Below are 16659 nucleotides of genomic sequence, written 5' to 3'. Positions count from 1 at the left end.
ACCTCTTCGCGAGCAGGCTCGCTCCCACAGGAGAGCCCGGCCGCACGCGATCCCGGGTGGGAGCGAGCCTGCTCGCGAAAGCGATTCAGTCAGCGCTGGAGATGTCCTTGGGAAGACGCTGATCAATGACTTGATAAAGGGCACTGGCTTCAGGCCAGTTGCGCATGAACCGCGCCCGATCCCGCGTGTACGCCGGGGCGAAGCTGGCAAGCGAACCGTGCTGGCACATTGAATCCAGATCGATCAGCGCCCAGCGATCATCCTGCCAGAACAGGTTGTGCCCCTTGAAGTCACCATGGCTGATGCGCTCGCGTATCAGTTCGGCAAACAGATGATCCAGCGCGGCCAACTCCGTCTCGGGCGCATCGCCACTTTCTACAAAGGGGGCGAAGCGCTCGATGATGTCCGGCCCCGACAGATGCTCGGTGATCAGGTAGGCGCGGCTGCGCAGCCAGAGAAAACGCTTCTCCAGCAACGCCAGGGGCTTGGGTGTTGCAATGCCGAGGAACGCCAGGCGATTGCCCTCACGCCAGGAGTGCCAGGCGCGACTGGGGCGCCAGAAGCGCTTGAGCCAGTGGGCAAAACCCTTGATGTTGTAGCGCTTGATCACCAGCGTGCGACCATCCACTTCGACCTTGCCGACGCTCGCCGCGCCGCCGGTCTTGTACAGGTACCCCTGATCGAGCAAGGCGTCGGCCTGCGCCAGTACCGGCAGCATCGCCGCTTCTTCCTCGCGACGGATGGCCTGTAAGCCGAACGCGCTGCGCCGGACACTGAACAACGTGCACTCACGGCCAACCTTGGTCAGGAAGTCCTTGAGGCGCCAGCTACGCACTTTGTCGATCTGTTTCTGCAGCGCCTCCATGGGCAAGGCATGTTCGCCATTGCTCAGCAGGTAGTACACCAGCAACTCTTCAGTGAACGGCTCCAGCGCCTTGGGCAACTGGGCGAAAAACACCCCGAGGTTTTCCAGGACTTTCTGCCGCGACAGTGGCTGGCCGGGTGTTTCGGCGCAGATCCCGGCGCCATCGATCAAATACAGTCGACTGCCCTGGCGCAGCAGATTGTCCAGGTGCAGATCTTCCTGCCACAAGCCTTTGCGGTGCATTTGACCGATCGCGCCCAAGGCTTCGGCCAGAACCGCCGATTGCTCATCGGCCAGCGCCGGCAAGTGTTCGACCTGCTTCCAGTCATCGCCCAGGCTTGCAGCGCCTTCCAGAAACTCGAACAGCAACCAGCCACCCTCGCCGTCCTTAAGACCGTCTGCCAACAGCAGTGGCGTGGTCAGGCCTTGCGCTGCGAGCAGGCGCACGCCCTCCAGCTCTCGCTGAAAATGCCGCGCCGCTTTGCTGCCGACCAGCAATTTGGCCAGCACCGGGCGGCCCCGCCAGACACCGGCACCGACATAACGCTGCCCGGGCAGCACCCGCAACAGGCTCAGCAATTGCAAGTCAGCAGGCCCGGCGGCATCTGCCAGAGTAAGACTCAACGGCAATGACGGGCTGCGGCCAGCGTTTTTCAACTCCGACAAACGCATCAGCGCTTCTCCTTATAGCTGCGCCGCGAGGTCAAGCGAGCCAACCAGCTATCGATCAACGAACTGTCTTGCGACTGATCCAGATAGGCGGCCAGCAAAATGCGCAACTGTGCTTCGCTCCACTCCGGCGCCCGACGCAGCAGCGGCTCCAGATCCTTGACCCGGTCGCGCCGACCCAGCAGCAACGGACGGGTCTTTTCCAGGTCGATCAACTGGGCCTGATAGCCATCGCCGGTGGCGCACAGAAAAATGTGCTTGGGATAAAAACAGCCGTGCACCTGACGCTTGCCGTGCAGGCGCCGGGCCAGTTTCCCGCAGGCTTGCAGGATGGCGGTGTGTTGCGCCTCGCTCAGATCCGACCAGCGCTGCAGCAACGAATCCAGATCATCCCAACCGTCCAGGGCACGGGTCAGCAAAATCGCCCGGACTTCACCGTCGACCTTGCGCTCACCGAAGAACGCCGCCTTCAGCGCTGGAATGCCGAGCGCCTCATAGCGACTGATGTTGCGAAATTCCCGGGCGAAACTTGGCTCGCCAAAGGGCGCGTGCAAGGTGTGCATCTGATAGTTGCTCTGACGCTTGAGGTAGAAGCCGTGACCTTCCAGATCCAGCCGAAACACGCTGCTCCAGCCACCGCGCAGGGTGTTGGGTTCGTCCACGGCATCGAGCTGCCGGGTCCAGAGTGCGTCGAACGTGCCGAGGCCGTGACGCTCGAGCAGCGCACGGTCTTCAGCAGCCAGAAAGTCAGTCATTCGCGTCCCTCGAAAAATCTCACCACGTGCCGGATCCGTTTTTTGTCGGCGACTGTCAGCCGGGTACTTTGGCGGTATTGCAGGTAAAAGCGCAGGCGCTGGGTAGCCGACAATTGATACTTGGCGACCTTGTCCAGGCACGCCAGATCCTTGGTGATGCGGTACTTGAGCCAGAAGCCGCGCCAGAAATCGCCATTGGGGCAGTCGATCAGGAACAACCTGGCCTGATCGTCGATCAGCAAGTTGCGCCACTTCAAATCGTTATGGGTAAAGCGATGTTCGTGCATGGTCCGGGTGAAGTCGGCCAACTGGCGACTGACGGCATCGACCCAGGCACGGTCCGCAAGTTTCGGGTCGTGCCGTTCGGCCAGGGCCGACAAGTCTTCGGTGTTCGGCAACTCACGGGTGATCATCGCCCCGCGATCATAGGTTGCCCCTCGCCGCTCCAGTCCCCACGCCACCACTTCGGCAGTGGGAATGCCCCACTTGGCAAAGCGCTTGAGGTTTTGCCATTCCATCTTCACCCGCGGTTTGCCGATGTAGCGCCGCAAGCCTTTGCCGGCGCCCACGTAGCGTTTGACGTAGTAGTTGACGCCGTTGCGCTGAACGCGAATGACCTCGGACAGCGGGTCGTGGGTCAGGCGCTCGCCCTGTAACGCAAACACAGCGTCAAGGCTGCCGAAATCTGCGGCCAGATCGCTGTAAGCAGGTTCCAGTGTCCAACCCGCCATCAGAGCGCGTCCCCGTATCGCTGTTTGCGGTCGTAGAGCTTGTTGGCCTTGCCTTCGAGCCAAGTGAGCAGCCCGGCTTCTTCACCGAGAATCTGCCGCAGCGGCTGCTGGAAATAACCTTTGAGGAAGCGCAGTTTGTCGCGACGGGTCAAACCGATATCCAAAGCCGAAAAGTACAGCGCCGCCAGATCCTTGTTGCGCCAACGCTGGGTGATCGTCGGACGGGTCTGGGCGCGGTGCAGGTCGATCACCGAGAGCTTGAAGTCCTCCGCCGTCACCGGTTTATCGGTGTGCAGCAGGAAGTGACAGATATAGCAGTCGCGATGATTGACTCCGGCGCGGTGCATCATGCCGGTCATGCGTGCAACTTCGGCGATAAGGGCGCGCTTGAGTCTTGGCTCCGGCGGTTGCTTGACCCAGTTGATGCTGAAGTCTTCAAGACTGATAGTCGGCGCCAGCTCTTCAGTGACGATGAACGAATGCTGATCCGCCGGATTGCTGCCCTTCTCGCCGTAAGCGACGGCAGTCATGGTCGGCACGCCGACTTCCTGCAGGCGCTGGATGGCCTTCCACTCCTGGCCGGCACCGAGTACCGGCAACTTGGCGGTGAGCAGGTTCTTGAAGATCTCGCCCCAGCCGATGCCACGGTGGATCTTGACGAAGAATCCGTTGCCGTTCACTTCGGTGCGCAGGGTGCGGCGAGCTTCAAGTTCGCGGTACACCTCGCCCTTGAGCCCCTCGACTTCGGCGAACGGGTCGCGTCCGGCCCAGAGGCTCTTGAACGGTTCAGCCAGCATCAACTTCATTTAAGCGTGCTCCGCCAGAATCACATCGGCCGCGTGCTGCGGCATGCTATAGAGGTCGGCCGTTTCGGCGAAGGCCAGACCGTTGCGGCTCCAGGCCGCCCGTGCTTGAGCGTCGTTCAACATGCCGGTCAGGTACTGCGTCAGTTGTGCCTGCTCGAACGGCTCGTCCAATACCAGGCCTGCATCGGCCTCGGCAATGTAATGGGCATAACCACAGACCGCACTCACCAGCACCGGCAACCCGGCCACCAGCGCTTCAAGCAGCACGGTGCCGGTGTTTTCGTTGTACGCCGGGTGAATCAACAGATCGGCGCCCAACAGGAAACGCGGGATATCACTGCGCCCCTTGAGGAACGTCACGTTGTCACCAAGCCCCAATGTGGCGCTCTGCATCTGGAATAATTTGGGGTCGTCCTGGCCGATTACAAACAGCCGCGTACGCTTTTTCAGCTCGGCGGGCAGTGCCGCCAGCGACTTGAGGCTGCGATCGACACCCTTGGTCTTGAACCCCGAGCCGATTTGCACCAACAGCAGCTCATCGTCCTTGAGGTTGAATTCGGCGCGGAACCCGGCACGAATCTCGTCCGCATCCGCGGGCCGGCGGCGGTCCTGGGCGATGCCCGGCGGCAGCAGATGGAAGCGTTTGAGCGGGGTGCCGTAATGCTTGATGAACAGCGGTTGCTGCACTTCGGAAATCATCAACACTTCGGTCTTGGCGTCCTGGGCGAACACCGCGCGCTCGTATTCGGCGAAGTGACGGTAACGGCCCCAGCGACGGTACAGCGAGTTGCGCAGGTTCTGCGCCTTGTCTTCGAAGCAACCGTCGGCGGCGTAGTAAACGTCCAGGCCGGGCATCTTGTTGAAGCCGATCAGACGGTCCACCGGCCGTTTGGCCAGGTCAGCCTCCATCCACTCGCTGAGCTTTTCATTGCGACGGTGATTGAAGAACGCCTTGACCGGTGCCACCAGCACCTCAAACCCTGGCGGCACGTCGCCTTCCCAGATCAGCGTGTAGACGCGAATCTGGTGGCCGCGCTTCTGGCACTCCAGGGCAATGCGCATGAAATCGCGCTGCAAGCCACCAAAGGGAAAGTATTTGTACAGGACAAATGCCAATTGCATCAGCGCAGCTCCTCAGCCAGTAACAACGTGCTCAGTCTGCTGGCGACACGCTCGGGGTTCAGACGCGTGAAGCACAGTGGCCACTCGCGTTTCAGATCAAACTGACGGGCATCTTCGGCCGTCGGTTGATAGGTGCATTTCTTTTGCAGGCACGGCGCACAGGGAAAATCGCTGGCCAGGTGAATCTGCGACTTGCCGTAGGCACCGGTCAGGCCGGGGTTGGTCGGGCCGAACAGCGACAGCGTCGGCACATCCAGTGCCGCGGCCAGGTGACCGAGGCCGGTGTCCACCGCCACGCAGGCTTGAGCCCCGGCCAGCACTTTGCCGACACCCGCCAGATTCAGCTTGGGCAGCACTTCGACGTGCTTCAAGTCCTTTGCGATGCGTTCGGCGCGGGCCTTCTCGATCGCGTTGCCCCAAGGCAGTTTCACCCCGACCCCCAGGTAACCGACACGCTCGGCCAGCTCGCGCCAGTAGGCTTCCGGCCAGTGCTTGGTGTCCCAGGTGGTGCCGTGCAGGAACAGCACGTACGGATTCTTGCGTGGCAGCTCCACCAGCCGCTCGACGTTCAGGCCATAGTCGCCCAGGCCTTTGGGCAGGTCATAACCCAGGGCCACGGCGAACAGTTGACGCACCCGCTCCACCGCATGCTGCCCACGGGCCACGGCCAGGCGCCGGGAATAGAAACGCGCGGCAATCGGTTCGCGGGCGGAGTCCTTGTCGAGACCGGCAACCGGGGCCTTGACGTAGCGGGTCAGTAACGCGCTTTTGAGCAGACCCTGGGCATCGATGACCAGATCGTATTTCGTGGCGCGAAGGCTTTGCTTGAAACGCTTCCACTCGCCGCTCTTGATGGTCTGCCAGATGTTCTTGCGCCAGCGACGGATAGCCACCGGAATCACCTTGCCCACCGCCGGGTGCCAGGTGGGAATTTCGGCGAAGCCTTCTTCCACCACCCAGTCGAAGGTGATGCCGGGGATGGCCCGCGCAGCATCGGTCAGCGCCGGCAACGCATGAATCACGTCGCCCAGCGATGAAGTCTTGATCAGCAGTACCCGCAAACTATTTGACCTCGACCACAGTACCCTGCAAACGCTGCAAGGCTTCGTTCACCGCTTGCGGCATCAGCTGACGCAGGCAGTTGTAATGACCAAAACGGCACGTGCGATCGAAGCACGGGCTGCATTCGATGCCCAGGCGCACGATCTCGACATGCTCGGCCAGTGGTGGCGTGAAGCCCGGCGACGTCGAGCCGTAGATCGCCACCAGCGGACGGTTCAGCGCAGCGGCGACATGCATCAGGCCGGAGTCGTTGGAAACGACCGAGTCGGCGCACGACATCAAATCGATCGCCTCGGCCAGCGAGGTGCCGCCACTGAGGTTCACCGATTCTTCACGCAAGCCGGGAATCAGCCGCGAACGGATGTCTTCGCCCACCGCGTGATCGTTTTTCGAACCGAACAGCCAGACCTGCCAACCCTCGCGAATCTTCGCTTCGGCAACCTTGGCGTAGTGCTCGGACGGCCAGCGCTTGGACTCACCGAACTCTGCACCCGGGCACAGCGCCAGCACCGGACGATCCAGCACCAGACCGAACTTGGCCAGTGCCGCTTCGCGGGTCACCGGGTCGATCCGCAGACTGGGTCGCGGATAGGGTTTGGGCAGTTCAAGGCCGGGCTCGTAAGCCAGCGCCATGAAGCGTTCGATCATCAGCGGGTAACGCTCTTTGTCCAGCGTGCGCACGTCGTTGAGCAGGCCGTAACGGAATTCGCCACGCCAACCGGTGCGCTTGGGGATACCGGCAAAAAACGGTACCAGTGCCGACTTCAGGGAATTGGGCAACAGGATCGCCTGGCTGTACTGGCCGGCCAGGGATTTGCCGATGCGCCGACGCGTCGCCAGTTCCAGTGCACCGTGGCCGAGCGGGAAGCTCAAGGCCTGGCGTACTTCGGGCATGCGCTCAAGTATCGGCCGGCTCCATTCGGGGGCCAGCACGTCGATTTCGCACTGCGGGTGGCGCTGTTTAAGACACTGAAACAGTGTCTGCGCCATCACCATGTCACCGACCCAACTGGGCCCAACGATCAGAATTTTCATGTGGCTTCCAAAAACGAACCGGGGAGGCATACGCCTCCCCGCCTCGATGATTCTACAAAAACTGCAGATCTTCTGTGGGAGCGAGCAGGCTCGCTCCCACATTGGGTACTCGGTGTTTCAAACATCCTGTTCAGCTTAGCCCCAGCTCACGCCAGATCCGCATGACCTGTCGCCGTTCATCCGCGAACTGGTCGCCGGTTATCACCCCGGGATCCTTCTGCAAGGCCTGCCGGTGGGCGGCGGAGCGATAGGCCTTATAGGCTTCACGCAACAGGCTGGCATCTTCGGCGGGCATCAGCCCTTCGTGTTCCAGCTCTTCCAGAATGCGGATATTGTCGGTCCAGCGCAGCAATGGCGGGTGAGTTTCCGACCACGCCAGGGCCGCGTATTGCACCATAAATTCGATATCGACGATACCTCCGGCATCCTGCTTGAGATCAAACGGTGCCGTGGCCTCGAAGGCATTTGCCCCGGTACCGGCAGCAGTGCTCTTGCTGCCCAGGTTATCGCGCATCTTGGCGCGCATCTCGCTCACTTCCTGGCGCAAGGTCGGCAGATCCCGCGTCTTGCCCAGAATCGCTGCGCGGACCTGCTCGAATGCCCGGCCGACATCCTCGCTACCCACCAACACCCGCGCCCGCACCAACGCCTGGTGCTCCCAGGTCCAGGCCTCGCCCTCCTGATAACGGGCAAACGCCCCCAGCGAACTCACCAGCAACCCCGATGCGCCGGATGGCCGCAAGCGCATGTCCACTTCATACAGCTGACCGGAGTTGGTCTGAGCCGTGAGCAAGTGGATGATTCGCTGCCCAAGCCGGGTGAAAAATTGCGCGCCATCGATAGACTTCGGCCCGTCGGTTTCCGCCTGCGGGTCGCCATCGTGGATGAATACCAGGTCCAGATCCGAACCATGCCCCAGCTCCAGGCCACCGACTTTCCCATAACCGACAATGATGAAGCCGGGATCGCACAGGGTGCCATCGGTGCGCAACGGCGTACCGTACTTGGCCACGGTCTGGCGCCAGGCCAGGGCCAGCACCTGCTCAAGAATCGCTTCGGCGAGCCAGGTCAGGTAATCACTGACTTTCATCAATGGCAGGCTACCGGCGATTTCCGAGGCGGCCACCCGCAAGCGGTGCGCCAGTTTGAAATGGCGCAAGGCTTCCATTTGCTGCTCAAGGTCATCCTCGGGAATCCGCGTCAGGCGCTCGCGCAACTCGGCGGCCAGTTCCGGCGCCAGGGGCGGCTTGAACAACCGACCTTCATTGAGCAGTTCGTCGAGCAGCAACGGGAATCGCGTGATCTGCTCGGCGATCCACGGGCTCGCGGCACACAAGGTCAGCAAGCGTCGAAGCGCGCCGGGGTTTTCGGTCAGCAGCACCAGATAAGCGGAGCGACGCGCCACCGCCTCCACCAGGGGTAATACCCGCTCCAGCACCAGATCCGGGTTGGCGTGCTCCACGGCCTGGGCGAGCAAACGCGGAATAAAGGCATCGAGGCGCTCGCGCCCCAGTCGTTGCATGGCCCGCAGTTGCGGACTACTGCGCAGACTGGCCAAGGCTTTCAAGGCTTTGGGGGCATCAGCGAAACCACCCTCCTGCAACTGCCGGCAGGCCGCTTCTTCATCCTGGGCTTCTTCCCACAATGGCAGCCACTCACCGCCCACCACGACTTCGCTTTCGGCGCCCTGCTCCTCATCCGGATCAGCGATCACCTGGCCGAAGTGCCAGGCCACACGACCGCGCCAGTACATAAGCTGCTTGTGGAAAGCCGTCCAATCGGCGAAGCCCAGCATAAAGGCAATGCGCGCCTGATCCTGAGCGCCATCGGGAAGCATCTGGGTCTGACGGTCGGCAATCGCCTGGATCGCGTGTTCGGTGTAGCGCAGGAATTCGTAACCTTCGCGTAATTCATTGATCACTGCTGGCGGCAGGTAGCCCTGGCCTTCCAGTGTGTTCAGCACTTTCAATAGAGGACGTTGTTGCAGGCTCAGGTCACGGCCACCATGGATCAGCTGGAACGCCTGGGCAATAAACTCGACTTCGCGAATGCCGCCAGAGCCAAGCTTGATGTTGTCGGCCATGCCTTTACGCCGGACTTCCTGCTGGATCAGTTGCTTCATGGTGCGCAGGGCTTCGATGGCCGAGAAGTCCAGATAACGCCGGTAAACGAACGGGCGCAGCATCTCTTGCAATTGCGCGCCGGCTACTTGATCGCCGGCCACCACCCGCGACTTGATCATCGCGTAGCGTTCCCAGTCGCGGCCCTGGTCTTGATAGTACTGCTCCAGTGCATTGAAACTCAGGACCAGCGCACCCGACGAACCGTAGGGTCGCAGGCGCATGTCGACACGGAACACAAAGCCGTCGACGGTCATCGGATCCAGTGCCTTGATCAGGCGCTGGCCGAGACGGATGAAAAATTCCTGGTTGTCCAGCGAGCGCTTTACGCCAACGGTTTCGCCGCCCTCGGGGTAGGCGAAAATCAGATCGATGTCCGACGACAGATTGAGTTCCACCGCGCCAAGCTTACCCATGCCGAGGATAACCATCTGCTGCGGTTCGCCGCTGCGTCGACCGGTCGGAACACCAAACTGCTGACAATGTCGCACATACAGCCATTGATAAGCCTGATCGATGCTGGCATCAGCCATGTCAGAGAGATCGCGGCAGGTCTGGACCAGATCGGCCTGGCGGGTCAGGTCACGCCAGATGATCCGCACCTGGTGACGCGCGCGCTGGCGACGCAGCGCCCGGCCGAGCTGGTCGTCGGCTTCAGCGACGCTCACTGCCGCAGCGATCTGCGCGCACAACTCGCCGGGAGCGTAGTGACGGTCCAGTTCGCCGGACTGCACCAGCTCAAGAAGCATCAGTGGGTCACGCACGCTTTGTTCGGTCACGAAGTCGCTGGCAGCCGTCACGCGGGCAAATTGCTCCCAACGCTCAGGCGTCCATTCGGATAAGCCATGGTCGTTATCCAAAGCCGCAACGGCGGCGCGCAACGACTGCTGCGCGCGGGTGACAAACGGCAGCAGAATGGCTGGCAGTTCGACAAGCGAAGGAAGGCTCATGGTCTATCCTTGATCGGCGTGTAGAGGGCTGTATGTAGTGATTTAACGAAACGCACTACCTGATCGACTGTCGAACAAAGGTTAGAAATAGCTGAAATCTCTTTTTTTTTGGCAGCCAGCATCAAGCTCTCACCTTTTTTGGTTAGCAAAATTCCAACCTTAACGATTATTCTCACAACGTAGTCGGAGGCCACAAGCCGCTCTTCTGTAGTTTTACTACTCGTATATACATTCGGATAGCTGAAATGCCGGATGATTTGTAGTAAAACTACACGCCGCCGGAACAACCTATCGGCAATCCAAGAATTCATAACGTCTGCCCACAAGGCCAGTCGCTAACTCAGGCAACCGATTCTGGTAGCCTTTCCGCCCTGGAGCAAGCCATGCAAGACCTCGATCCCGTCGAAACCCAGGAATGGCTGGACGCCCTGGAATCGGTTCTCGACAAAGAAGGCGAAGACCGTGCTCACTATCTGATGACCCGTATGGGCGAACTCGCGACCCGCAGCGGCTCGCAGTTGCCTTACGCCATCACCACGCCTTACCGCAACACCATCCCGGTGACCCACGAAGCACGCATGCCTGGCGACCTGTTCATGGAACGCCGCATTCGCTCGCTGGTACGCTGGAACGCGATGGCCATGGTAATGCGTACGAACCTGAAAGATTCTGACCTGGGTGGTCACATCTCCAGCTTCGCTTCCAGTGCGACCCTGTATGACATCGGCTTCAACTACTTCTTCCAGGCCCCGACCGACGAACACGGCGGCGACCTGATCTACTTCCAGGGCCACACCTCGCCAGGCGTCTACGCCCGTGCGTTCATGGAAGGCCGCATCACCGAAGACCAGATGAACAACTTCCGCCAGGAAGTCGACGGAACAGGTCTGTCGTCCTACCCGCACCCTTGGCTGATGCCTGACTTCTGGCAGTTCCCGACCGTATCCATGGGTCTGGGTCCGATCCAGGCGATCTACCAGGCGCGCTTCATGAAGTACCTGGAAGCCCGCGGCTTCATCCAGCCTGGCAAACAGAAAGTCTGGTGCTTCCTGGGCGACGGCGAGTGCGACGAGCCGGAATCCCTGGGCGCCATCTCGCTGGCTGGCCGCGAGAAGCTCGACAACCTGATCTTCGTCATCAACTGCAACCTGCAGCGCCTCGACGGCCCGGTTCGCGGCAACGGCAAAATCATCCAGGAACTCGAAGGCGTGTTCCGCGGTGCTCAGTGGAACGTGACCAAAGTCATCTGGGGCCGTTTCTGGGACCCACTGCTGGCCAAGGACGTCGACGGCATCCTGCAACGCCGCATGGACGAAGTCATCGACGGCGAGTACCAGAACTACAAAGCCAAAGACGGCGCGTTCGTACGTGAACACTTCTTCAACACGCCAGAACTCAAGGCGATGGTTGCAGACCTGTCCGACGACGAGATCTGGAAACTCAACCGTGGCGGCCACGACCCGTACAAGGTCTACGCGGCATACCACGAAGCGGTCAACCACAAAGAACAGCCTACCGTCATCCTGGCCAAGACCATCAAGGGTTATGGCACCGGTGCCGGCGAAGCGAAAAACACCGCGCACAACACCAAGAAGGTCGATGTCGAGAGCCTGAAGTTGTTCCGCGACCGCTTCGACATTCCGGTAAAAGACGAAGAACTGGAAAACCTGCCATTCTTCAAACCGGAACCGAACAGCGCCGAAGCCCGCTACCTGAGCGAACGCCGCACGGCACTGGGCGGTTTCGTGCCTCAGCGTCGCGCGCAGAGCTTCAACGTTCCGACGCCACCACTGGAAACCCTCAAGGCTATCCTGGACGGCACCGGCGACCGTGAAATTTCCACCACCATGGCCTTCGTGCGGATCCTCGCGCAACTGGTCAAGGACAAGGAAATCGGTCCGCGCATCGTCCCGATCATCCCGGACGAAGCCCGTACCTTCGGTATGGAAGGCATGTTCCGTCAGTTGGGCATCTACTCGTCCGTCGGCCAGCTCTACGAGCCAGTCGATAAAGACCAGGTGATGTTCTACAAAGAGGACAAGAAGGGCCAGATCCTCGAAGAAGGCATCAACGAAGCGGGCGCCATGAGCTCCTTCATCGCTGCCGGCACGTCGTACTCCAGCCACAACCAGCCAATGCTGCCGTTCTACATCTTCTACTCGATGTTCGGCTTCCAGCGTATCGGCGACCTGGCCTGGGCCGCTGGCGACAGCCGTACCCGTGGCTTCCTGATTGGCGGCACCGCCGGCCGTACCACCCTGAACGGTGAAGGCCTGCAGCACGAAGACGGTCACAGCCACATCCTGGCTGCCACCATCCCGAACTGCCGCACCTTTGATCCAACCTACGGCTACGAGCTGGCGGTGATCATTCAGGACGGCATGAAGAAAATGACCGAAGAGCAGCAGGACGTTTTCTACTACATCACCGTGATGAACGAGTCCTACCAGCAACCAGCCATGCCGGCCGGTGTCGAGGAAGGCATCATCAAGGGCATGTACCTGCTCGAAGAAGACAACCGCGAAGCAGCGCACCACGTGCAGCTGATGGGCTCCGGCACCATCCTGCGTGAAGTCCGCGAAGCGGCGAAGATCCTGCGCGAACAGTTCAACGTCGGCGCCGACGTGTGGAGCGTTACCAGCTTCAACGAACTGCGTCGCGACGGCCTGGCCGTAGAACGCACCAACCGCCTGCACCCGGGCCAGAAGCCTAAGCTGAGCTACGTTGAAGAGTGCCTGAACGGCCGTCAAGGTCCAGTCATTGCTTCGACCGACTACATGAAACTGTACGCCGAGCAGATCCGTCAGTGGGTACCGTCCAAGGAATTCAAAGTCCTGGGCACCGACGGTTATGGTCGCAGCGACAGCCGCAAGAAACTGCGTCATTTCTTCGAAGTCGACCGTCATTTCGTGGTGTTGGCAGCCCTGGAAGCACTGGCTGACCGTGGCGATATCGAACCTAAAGTGGTGTCTGAAGCCATCGCCAAGTTCGGTATCAACCCGGAAAAACGCAACCCACTGGACTGCTGAGGAGAGATTCTGTGAGCGAACTCATTCGCGTACCTGACATCGGCAGCGGTGAAGGTGAAGTAATTGAACTGTTTGTGAAGGTCGGCGACCGTATCGAAGCCGACCAGAGCATCCTGACGCTGGAATCGGACAAGGCGAGCATGGAAGTGCCTGCGCCGAAGGCCGGTATCATCAAGAGCCTGAAAGTGAAGCTGGGCGACCGCCTGAAAGAAGGCGACGAACTGCTCGAGCTGGAAGTCGAAGGTGCCGCTGCTGCCCCTGCGGCTGCCGCCGCGCCTGCTGCGAAAGCCGAAGAGAAACCGGCCGCTGCTGCTCCTGTGTCAGCAGCTCCGACCGCTCCTGCGGCTGCGCCAGCAGCCGCTTCGGTTCAGCAAGTGCACGTGCCGGACATCGGTTCGTCGGGCAAGGCCCAGATCATCGAGATCCAGGTCAAGGTCGGCGATTCCGTCGAGGCTGATCAATCGTTGATCACCCTGGAATCCGACAAGGCCAGCATGGAAATCCCATCGCCTGCCGCTGGCGTGGTGGAAAGCGTTTCCATCAAGCTGGATGACGAAGTCGGTACCGGCGACCTGATTCTGAAGTTGAAAGTCAAAGGCGCGGCCCCGGCTGCTGCCCCGGCACCTGCGGCGGCTGCACCGAGCGCTCCTGCGCCTGCCGCCGCGCCGGCTGCTGCATCGGCTCCAGCTGCTGCTCCTGTTGCCGCCCCGGCCAAGCCTGGCGCCAAGGTTCACGCAGGTCCTGCGGTGCGCCAACTGGCCCGTGAGTTTGGCGTCGAGCTGAGCGCTGTCGGCGCCAGCGGCCCGCACGGTCGCATCCTGAAGGAAGACGTGCAGGTTTACGTCAAGGCCATGATGCAGAAGGCCAAGGAAGCGCCGGCCGCTGCCGCCGGCGCAACCGGTGGCGCGGGCATCCCGCCGATCCCGGTCGTGGACTTCAGCCGCTTCGGTGAAATCGAAGAAGTGCCAATGACCCGCCTGATGCAGGTCGGTGCCGCCAACCTGCACCGCAGCTGGCTGAACGTGCCGCACGTGACGCAATTCGACTCGGCGGATATTACCGAGCTGGAAGCGTTCCGTAACGCCCAGAAAGCCGTTGCAGAGAAGGCCGGCGTCAAGCTAACCATCCTGCCGCTGCTGCTCAAGTCCTGCGCGCACTTGCTCAAGGAACTGCCGGACTTCAACAGTTCGCTGGCACCGAGCGGCAAGGCGATCATCCGCAAGAAATACGTGAACATCGGCTTCGCCGTCGACACCCCGGATGGCCTGCTGGTACCGGTCATCAAGAACGTCGACCAGAAGAGCCTGCTGCAACTGGCCGCCGAGGCCGCTTCCCTGGCTGAAAAAGCCCGGACCAAGAAGCTCTCGTCGGACGAAATGCAAGGCGCCTGCTTCACCATTTCCAGCCTCGGCCACATTGGCGGCACCGGCTTCACGCCGATCGTCAACGCGCCGGAAGTGGCGATCCTCGGTGTTTCCAAGGCAACCATCCAGCCTGTCTGGGACGGCAAAGCCTTCCAGCCGAAACTGATGCTGCCTCTGTCGTTGTCCTATGATCACCGTGTGATCAACGGTGCCGCTGCCGCTCGCTTCACCAAGCGTCTGAGCGACCTGCTGGCGGACATCCGCACCATCCTGCTGTAACCCCGACAGGCCCTCCTTCACCGGAGGGCCTGCCGCGTTTCAAGTTTTCCGAGCGCCACGCTCGTACCTCAACCCCGCCAAGTTGGCGGGGCTTTTTTTTGCTTGATGTTTTTATCTGGCAGAGAGCCTTCCTACATTTGTGGCTGATATCGCCCACAACTCAAGTCCATTTCGGCTCGATATTTTTTCGCATTCAATAACTAGCCTTGTTTACAACTGCGCAAAACAGTCGAAAACCCGGCAACTTGAATCATAAACAATCGAATGGACTCGACCATGTTAAAACCAACTGTAGGCCCTATTATTGGCCACACTACAATGAATCAAGCCCGAATATTTTTACGCGGCGAAAGACAGAAAGGCGCTTTGGTATTTGCCGGTATCCGTTATCGACGGATAGGTGATGAGCGCTGGAATCAAGGATTTTTTACGCAACTGACGGCTTCACGCGACATGGCCGACGTAATAGTTCTCCATGATCTTTATGCCGATACCGAATACGAGTATCAGGCCGGATGGCTCAGCCCCATGAACCCGGTGCACACCGTGGAAACCATTCAGGAACTGCCACTGCAATGGCCTCGGGACGTCTATCGCTTTCGCACGCAGTCGAACCAGATCACAACGCCACGGGCCTATGTCGTCGGATCATGTCGCTACTTGAGCATGACGGCCGGCGTGCCATGGGCACCGCATCTGGGTGACCGGATCTTCGCATCCATTTCAAACCTGGCAAAACATGGCTCACCGCCCATCAGCGCCATGTTGATGACAGGCGACCAGGTTTATATCGATGATTTGAACTTCATTGCACCGGATCGTGAATACCACGAAATACTTGCCAAATACCGCATCGCCTTTTCTCAGCCACACATTACAAAGTTGATGTCCGGCACGCCGACTTACATGATCCTCGACGACCACGAAATCGAAGACAACTGGCCAGCCAATAAAGCCAGAGGCGATGAACAGTTATACAAAAACGCCATGGGTGCCTATGAGTTATTTCAAGCCAGTCACAGTCCGGCCCATAAGTTGAATACTGAAGGGCAATTAAACTGGCAGTTCAAACACTATTGGTATCAGTTTACCCATGGCGATATCGAGTGGTTTGTCACCGATAGCCGTACCCGACGCAATCTCGCGGCTAACGACCGGCGCATTTTTGATATCGAACAGGAACAGGCTCTGTGCGACTGGCTGATCCACAGCCCGGCCCGAGTCAAATTCGTGGTCACCAGCGTCATGTTCTACCCAGACCGCAAACGCCCTGCCGGTGACGCCTGGGAGGCTTTCCCCGAACAACGATTACGATTGTTGGAGACCATTCGCCTCCACAAGATCAAGAACGTCATCTTCGTTTCGGGCGATGTCCACGGCTCCTTGACCAGCCGCCTGAGCCACAGCGAGGACCCGGACTTCGAAATTCATGCCATCGTTTCGTCTCCGCTGTGCAACAGCAAACTGCTGCCCTTTGCCAAAGACTCAACCTTTATCCTCGATCAGCCGCTGGCCCGAACCGCCGCAGGCGATTATCGACATGAACTCACCAGCAAGGTCATCAGCCAGGACAACTTTGCACATTTGATTGTCGACGCCGAACAGATTCATGTGCGTTATCACGATCGCAATGGCAACCTGTTGCAATCGACCGATATCCCGTTGCGCTAAGAAAACTAAAGATCGAAGCCTTCCGCCCCCCTGCAGGATGTACGTCGTTTGTATGAGCTGCGCAAGGCTGCGATTTTTACGGAAATAGCATTACTTTTGACCTTAATTGAAGAAATCTTCGCTCCTGCCGACATATTCTTATAGCACTTGGCCTTCATGTCTCTTGTCAGTCGGTGTCGCAATGATGCAACCTTGCCGCAG

General features: G+C 60.0%; 12 protein-coding genes. 3 read left to right on the top strand and 9 right to left on the bottom strand.

Annotation, left to right across the window (positions count from 1 at the left end; all coding sequences use genetic code 11):
• Positions 1 to 85: 85 nt before the first annotated feature.
• The 9 genes from ACW9HW_RS03500 to ACW9HW_RS03460 all read right to left on the bottom strand — a co-directional run bounded on the left by ACW9HW_RS03500 (position 86) and on the right by ACW9HW_RS03460 (position 10426).
• A complete protein-coding gene (locus ACW9HW_RS03500) occupies positions 86 to 1537 on the bottom strand; it encodes a lipopolysaccharide kinase InaA family protein (protein WP_457398391.1) in 1452 nt (483 codons plus the stop codon).
• Entirely contained in the window at positions 1537 to 2289 is a 753-nt protein-coding gene (locus tag ACW9HW_RS03495; RefSeq protein WP_095192182.1) for a lipopolysaccharide kinase InaA family protein, read from the bottom strand. Before ACW9HW_RS03495 ends, ACW9HW_RS03500 begins: the two co-directional genes overlap by 1 nt.
• The gene (locus ACW9HW_RS03490) at positions 2286 to 3020 is read right to left on the bottom strand and encodes a lipopolysaccharide kinase InaA family protein (RefSeq protein ID WP_457398387.1); all 735 of its coding nucleotides are present in this window, start codon (positions 3018 to 3020) and stop codon (positions 2286 to 2288) included. Before ACW9HW_RS03490 ends, ACW9HW_RS03495 begins: the two co-directional genes overlap by 4 nt.
• Positions 3020 to 3826, bottom strand: coding sequence for a lipopolysaccharide core heptose(I) kinase RfaP (gene rfaP / locus ACW9HW_RS03485; RefSeq protein ID WP_457398384.1), 807 nt, complete (start codon positions 3824 to 3826; stop codon positions 3020 to 3022). The genes ACW9HW_RS03490 and rfaP overlap by 1 nt, the downstream gene beginning before the upstream one ends.
• Positions 3827 to 4948, bottom strand: coding sequence for a glycosyltransferase family 4 protein (locus ACW9HW_RS03480; protein ID WP_457398382.1), 1122 nt, complete (start codon positions 4946 to 4948; stop codon positions 3827 to 3829).
• A complete protein-coding gene (gene waaC, locus ACW9HW_RS03475; RefSeq protein ID WP_137804179.1) occupies positions 4948 to 6009 on the bottom strand; it encodes a lipopolysaccharide heptosyltransferase I in 1062 nt (353 codons plus the stop codon). The genes ACW9HW_RS03480 and waaC overlap by 1 nt, the downstream gene beginning before the upstream one ends.
• Before the next feature lies 1 nt (position 6010).
• Complete coding sequence (gene waaF, locus ACW9HW_RS03470; RefSeq protein WP_095192187.1) at positions 6011 to 7045, bottom strand: lipopolysaccharide heptosyltransferase II; 1035 nt, start codon at positions 7043 to 7045, stop codon at positions 6011 to 6013.
• Positions 7046 to 7175: 130 nt separating this feature from the next.
• Positions 7176 to 10115, bottom strand: a complete 2940-nt coding sequence (glnE, locus tag ACW9HW_RS03465) for a bifunctional [glutamate--ammonia ligase]-adenylyl-L-tyrosine phosphorylase/[glutamate--ammonia-ligase] adenylyltransferase (RefSeq protein WP_457398378.1) — start codon at positions 10113 to 10115, stop codon at positions 7176 to 7178.
• Positions 10112 to 10426 carry a hypothetical protein gene (locus ACW9HW_RS03460; RefSeq protein ID WP_457398376.1) on the bottom strand — a complete coding sequence of 105 codons (315 nt, stop codon included), beginning with the start codon at positions 10424 to 10426 and terminating at the stop codon, positions 10112 to 10114. Before ACW9HW_RS03460 ends, glnE begins: the two co-directional genes overlap by 4 nt.
• A gap of 72 nt (positions 10427 to 10498) precedes the next feature.
• Here ACW9HW_RS03460 and aceE point away from each other — a divergent pair, with 72 nt between their 5' ends.
• The 3 genes from aceE (at position 10499) to ACW9HW_RS03445 (ending at position 16458) form a co-directional block, all read left to right on the top strand.
• Entirely contained in the window at positions 10499 to 13144 is a 2646-nt protein-coding gene (gene aceE / locus ACW9HW_RS03455) for a pyruvate dehydrogenase (acetyl-transferring), homodimeric type (protein ID WP_095192189.1), read from the top strand.
• Between the two features lie 11 nt (positions 13145 to 13155).
• Positions 13156 to 14787, top strand: coding sequence for a dihydrolipoyllysine-residue acetyltransferase (aceF, locus tag ACW9HW_RS03450; RefSeq protein ID WP_457398373.1), 1632 nt, complete (start codon positions 13156 to 13158; stop codon positions 14785 to 14787).
• A 276-nt stretch (positions 14788 to 15063) separates the two neighbouring features.
• On the top strand, positions 15064 to 16458 hold the full coding sequence (locus tag ACW9HW_RS03445; RefSeq protein ID WP_457398371.1) for an alkaline phosphatase D family protein: 1395 nt from the start codon (positions 15064 to 15066) through the stop codon (positions 16456 to 16458).
• Positions 16459 to 16659: the final 201 nt, after the last annotated feature.

It is taken from the genome of Pseudomonas sp. SDO5532_S415 (assembly GCF_054071155.1).
Note: the sequence above shows the minus strand (reverse complement) of the source record. Positions and strands in the feature narration are given on the sequence as shown.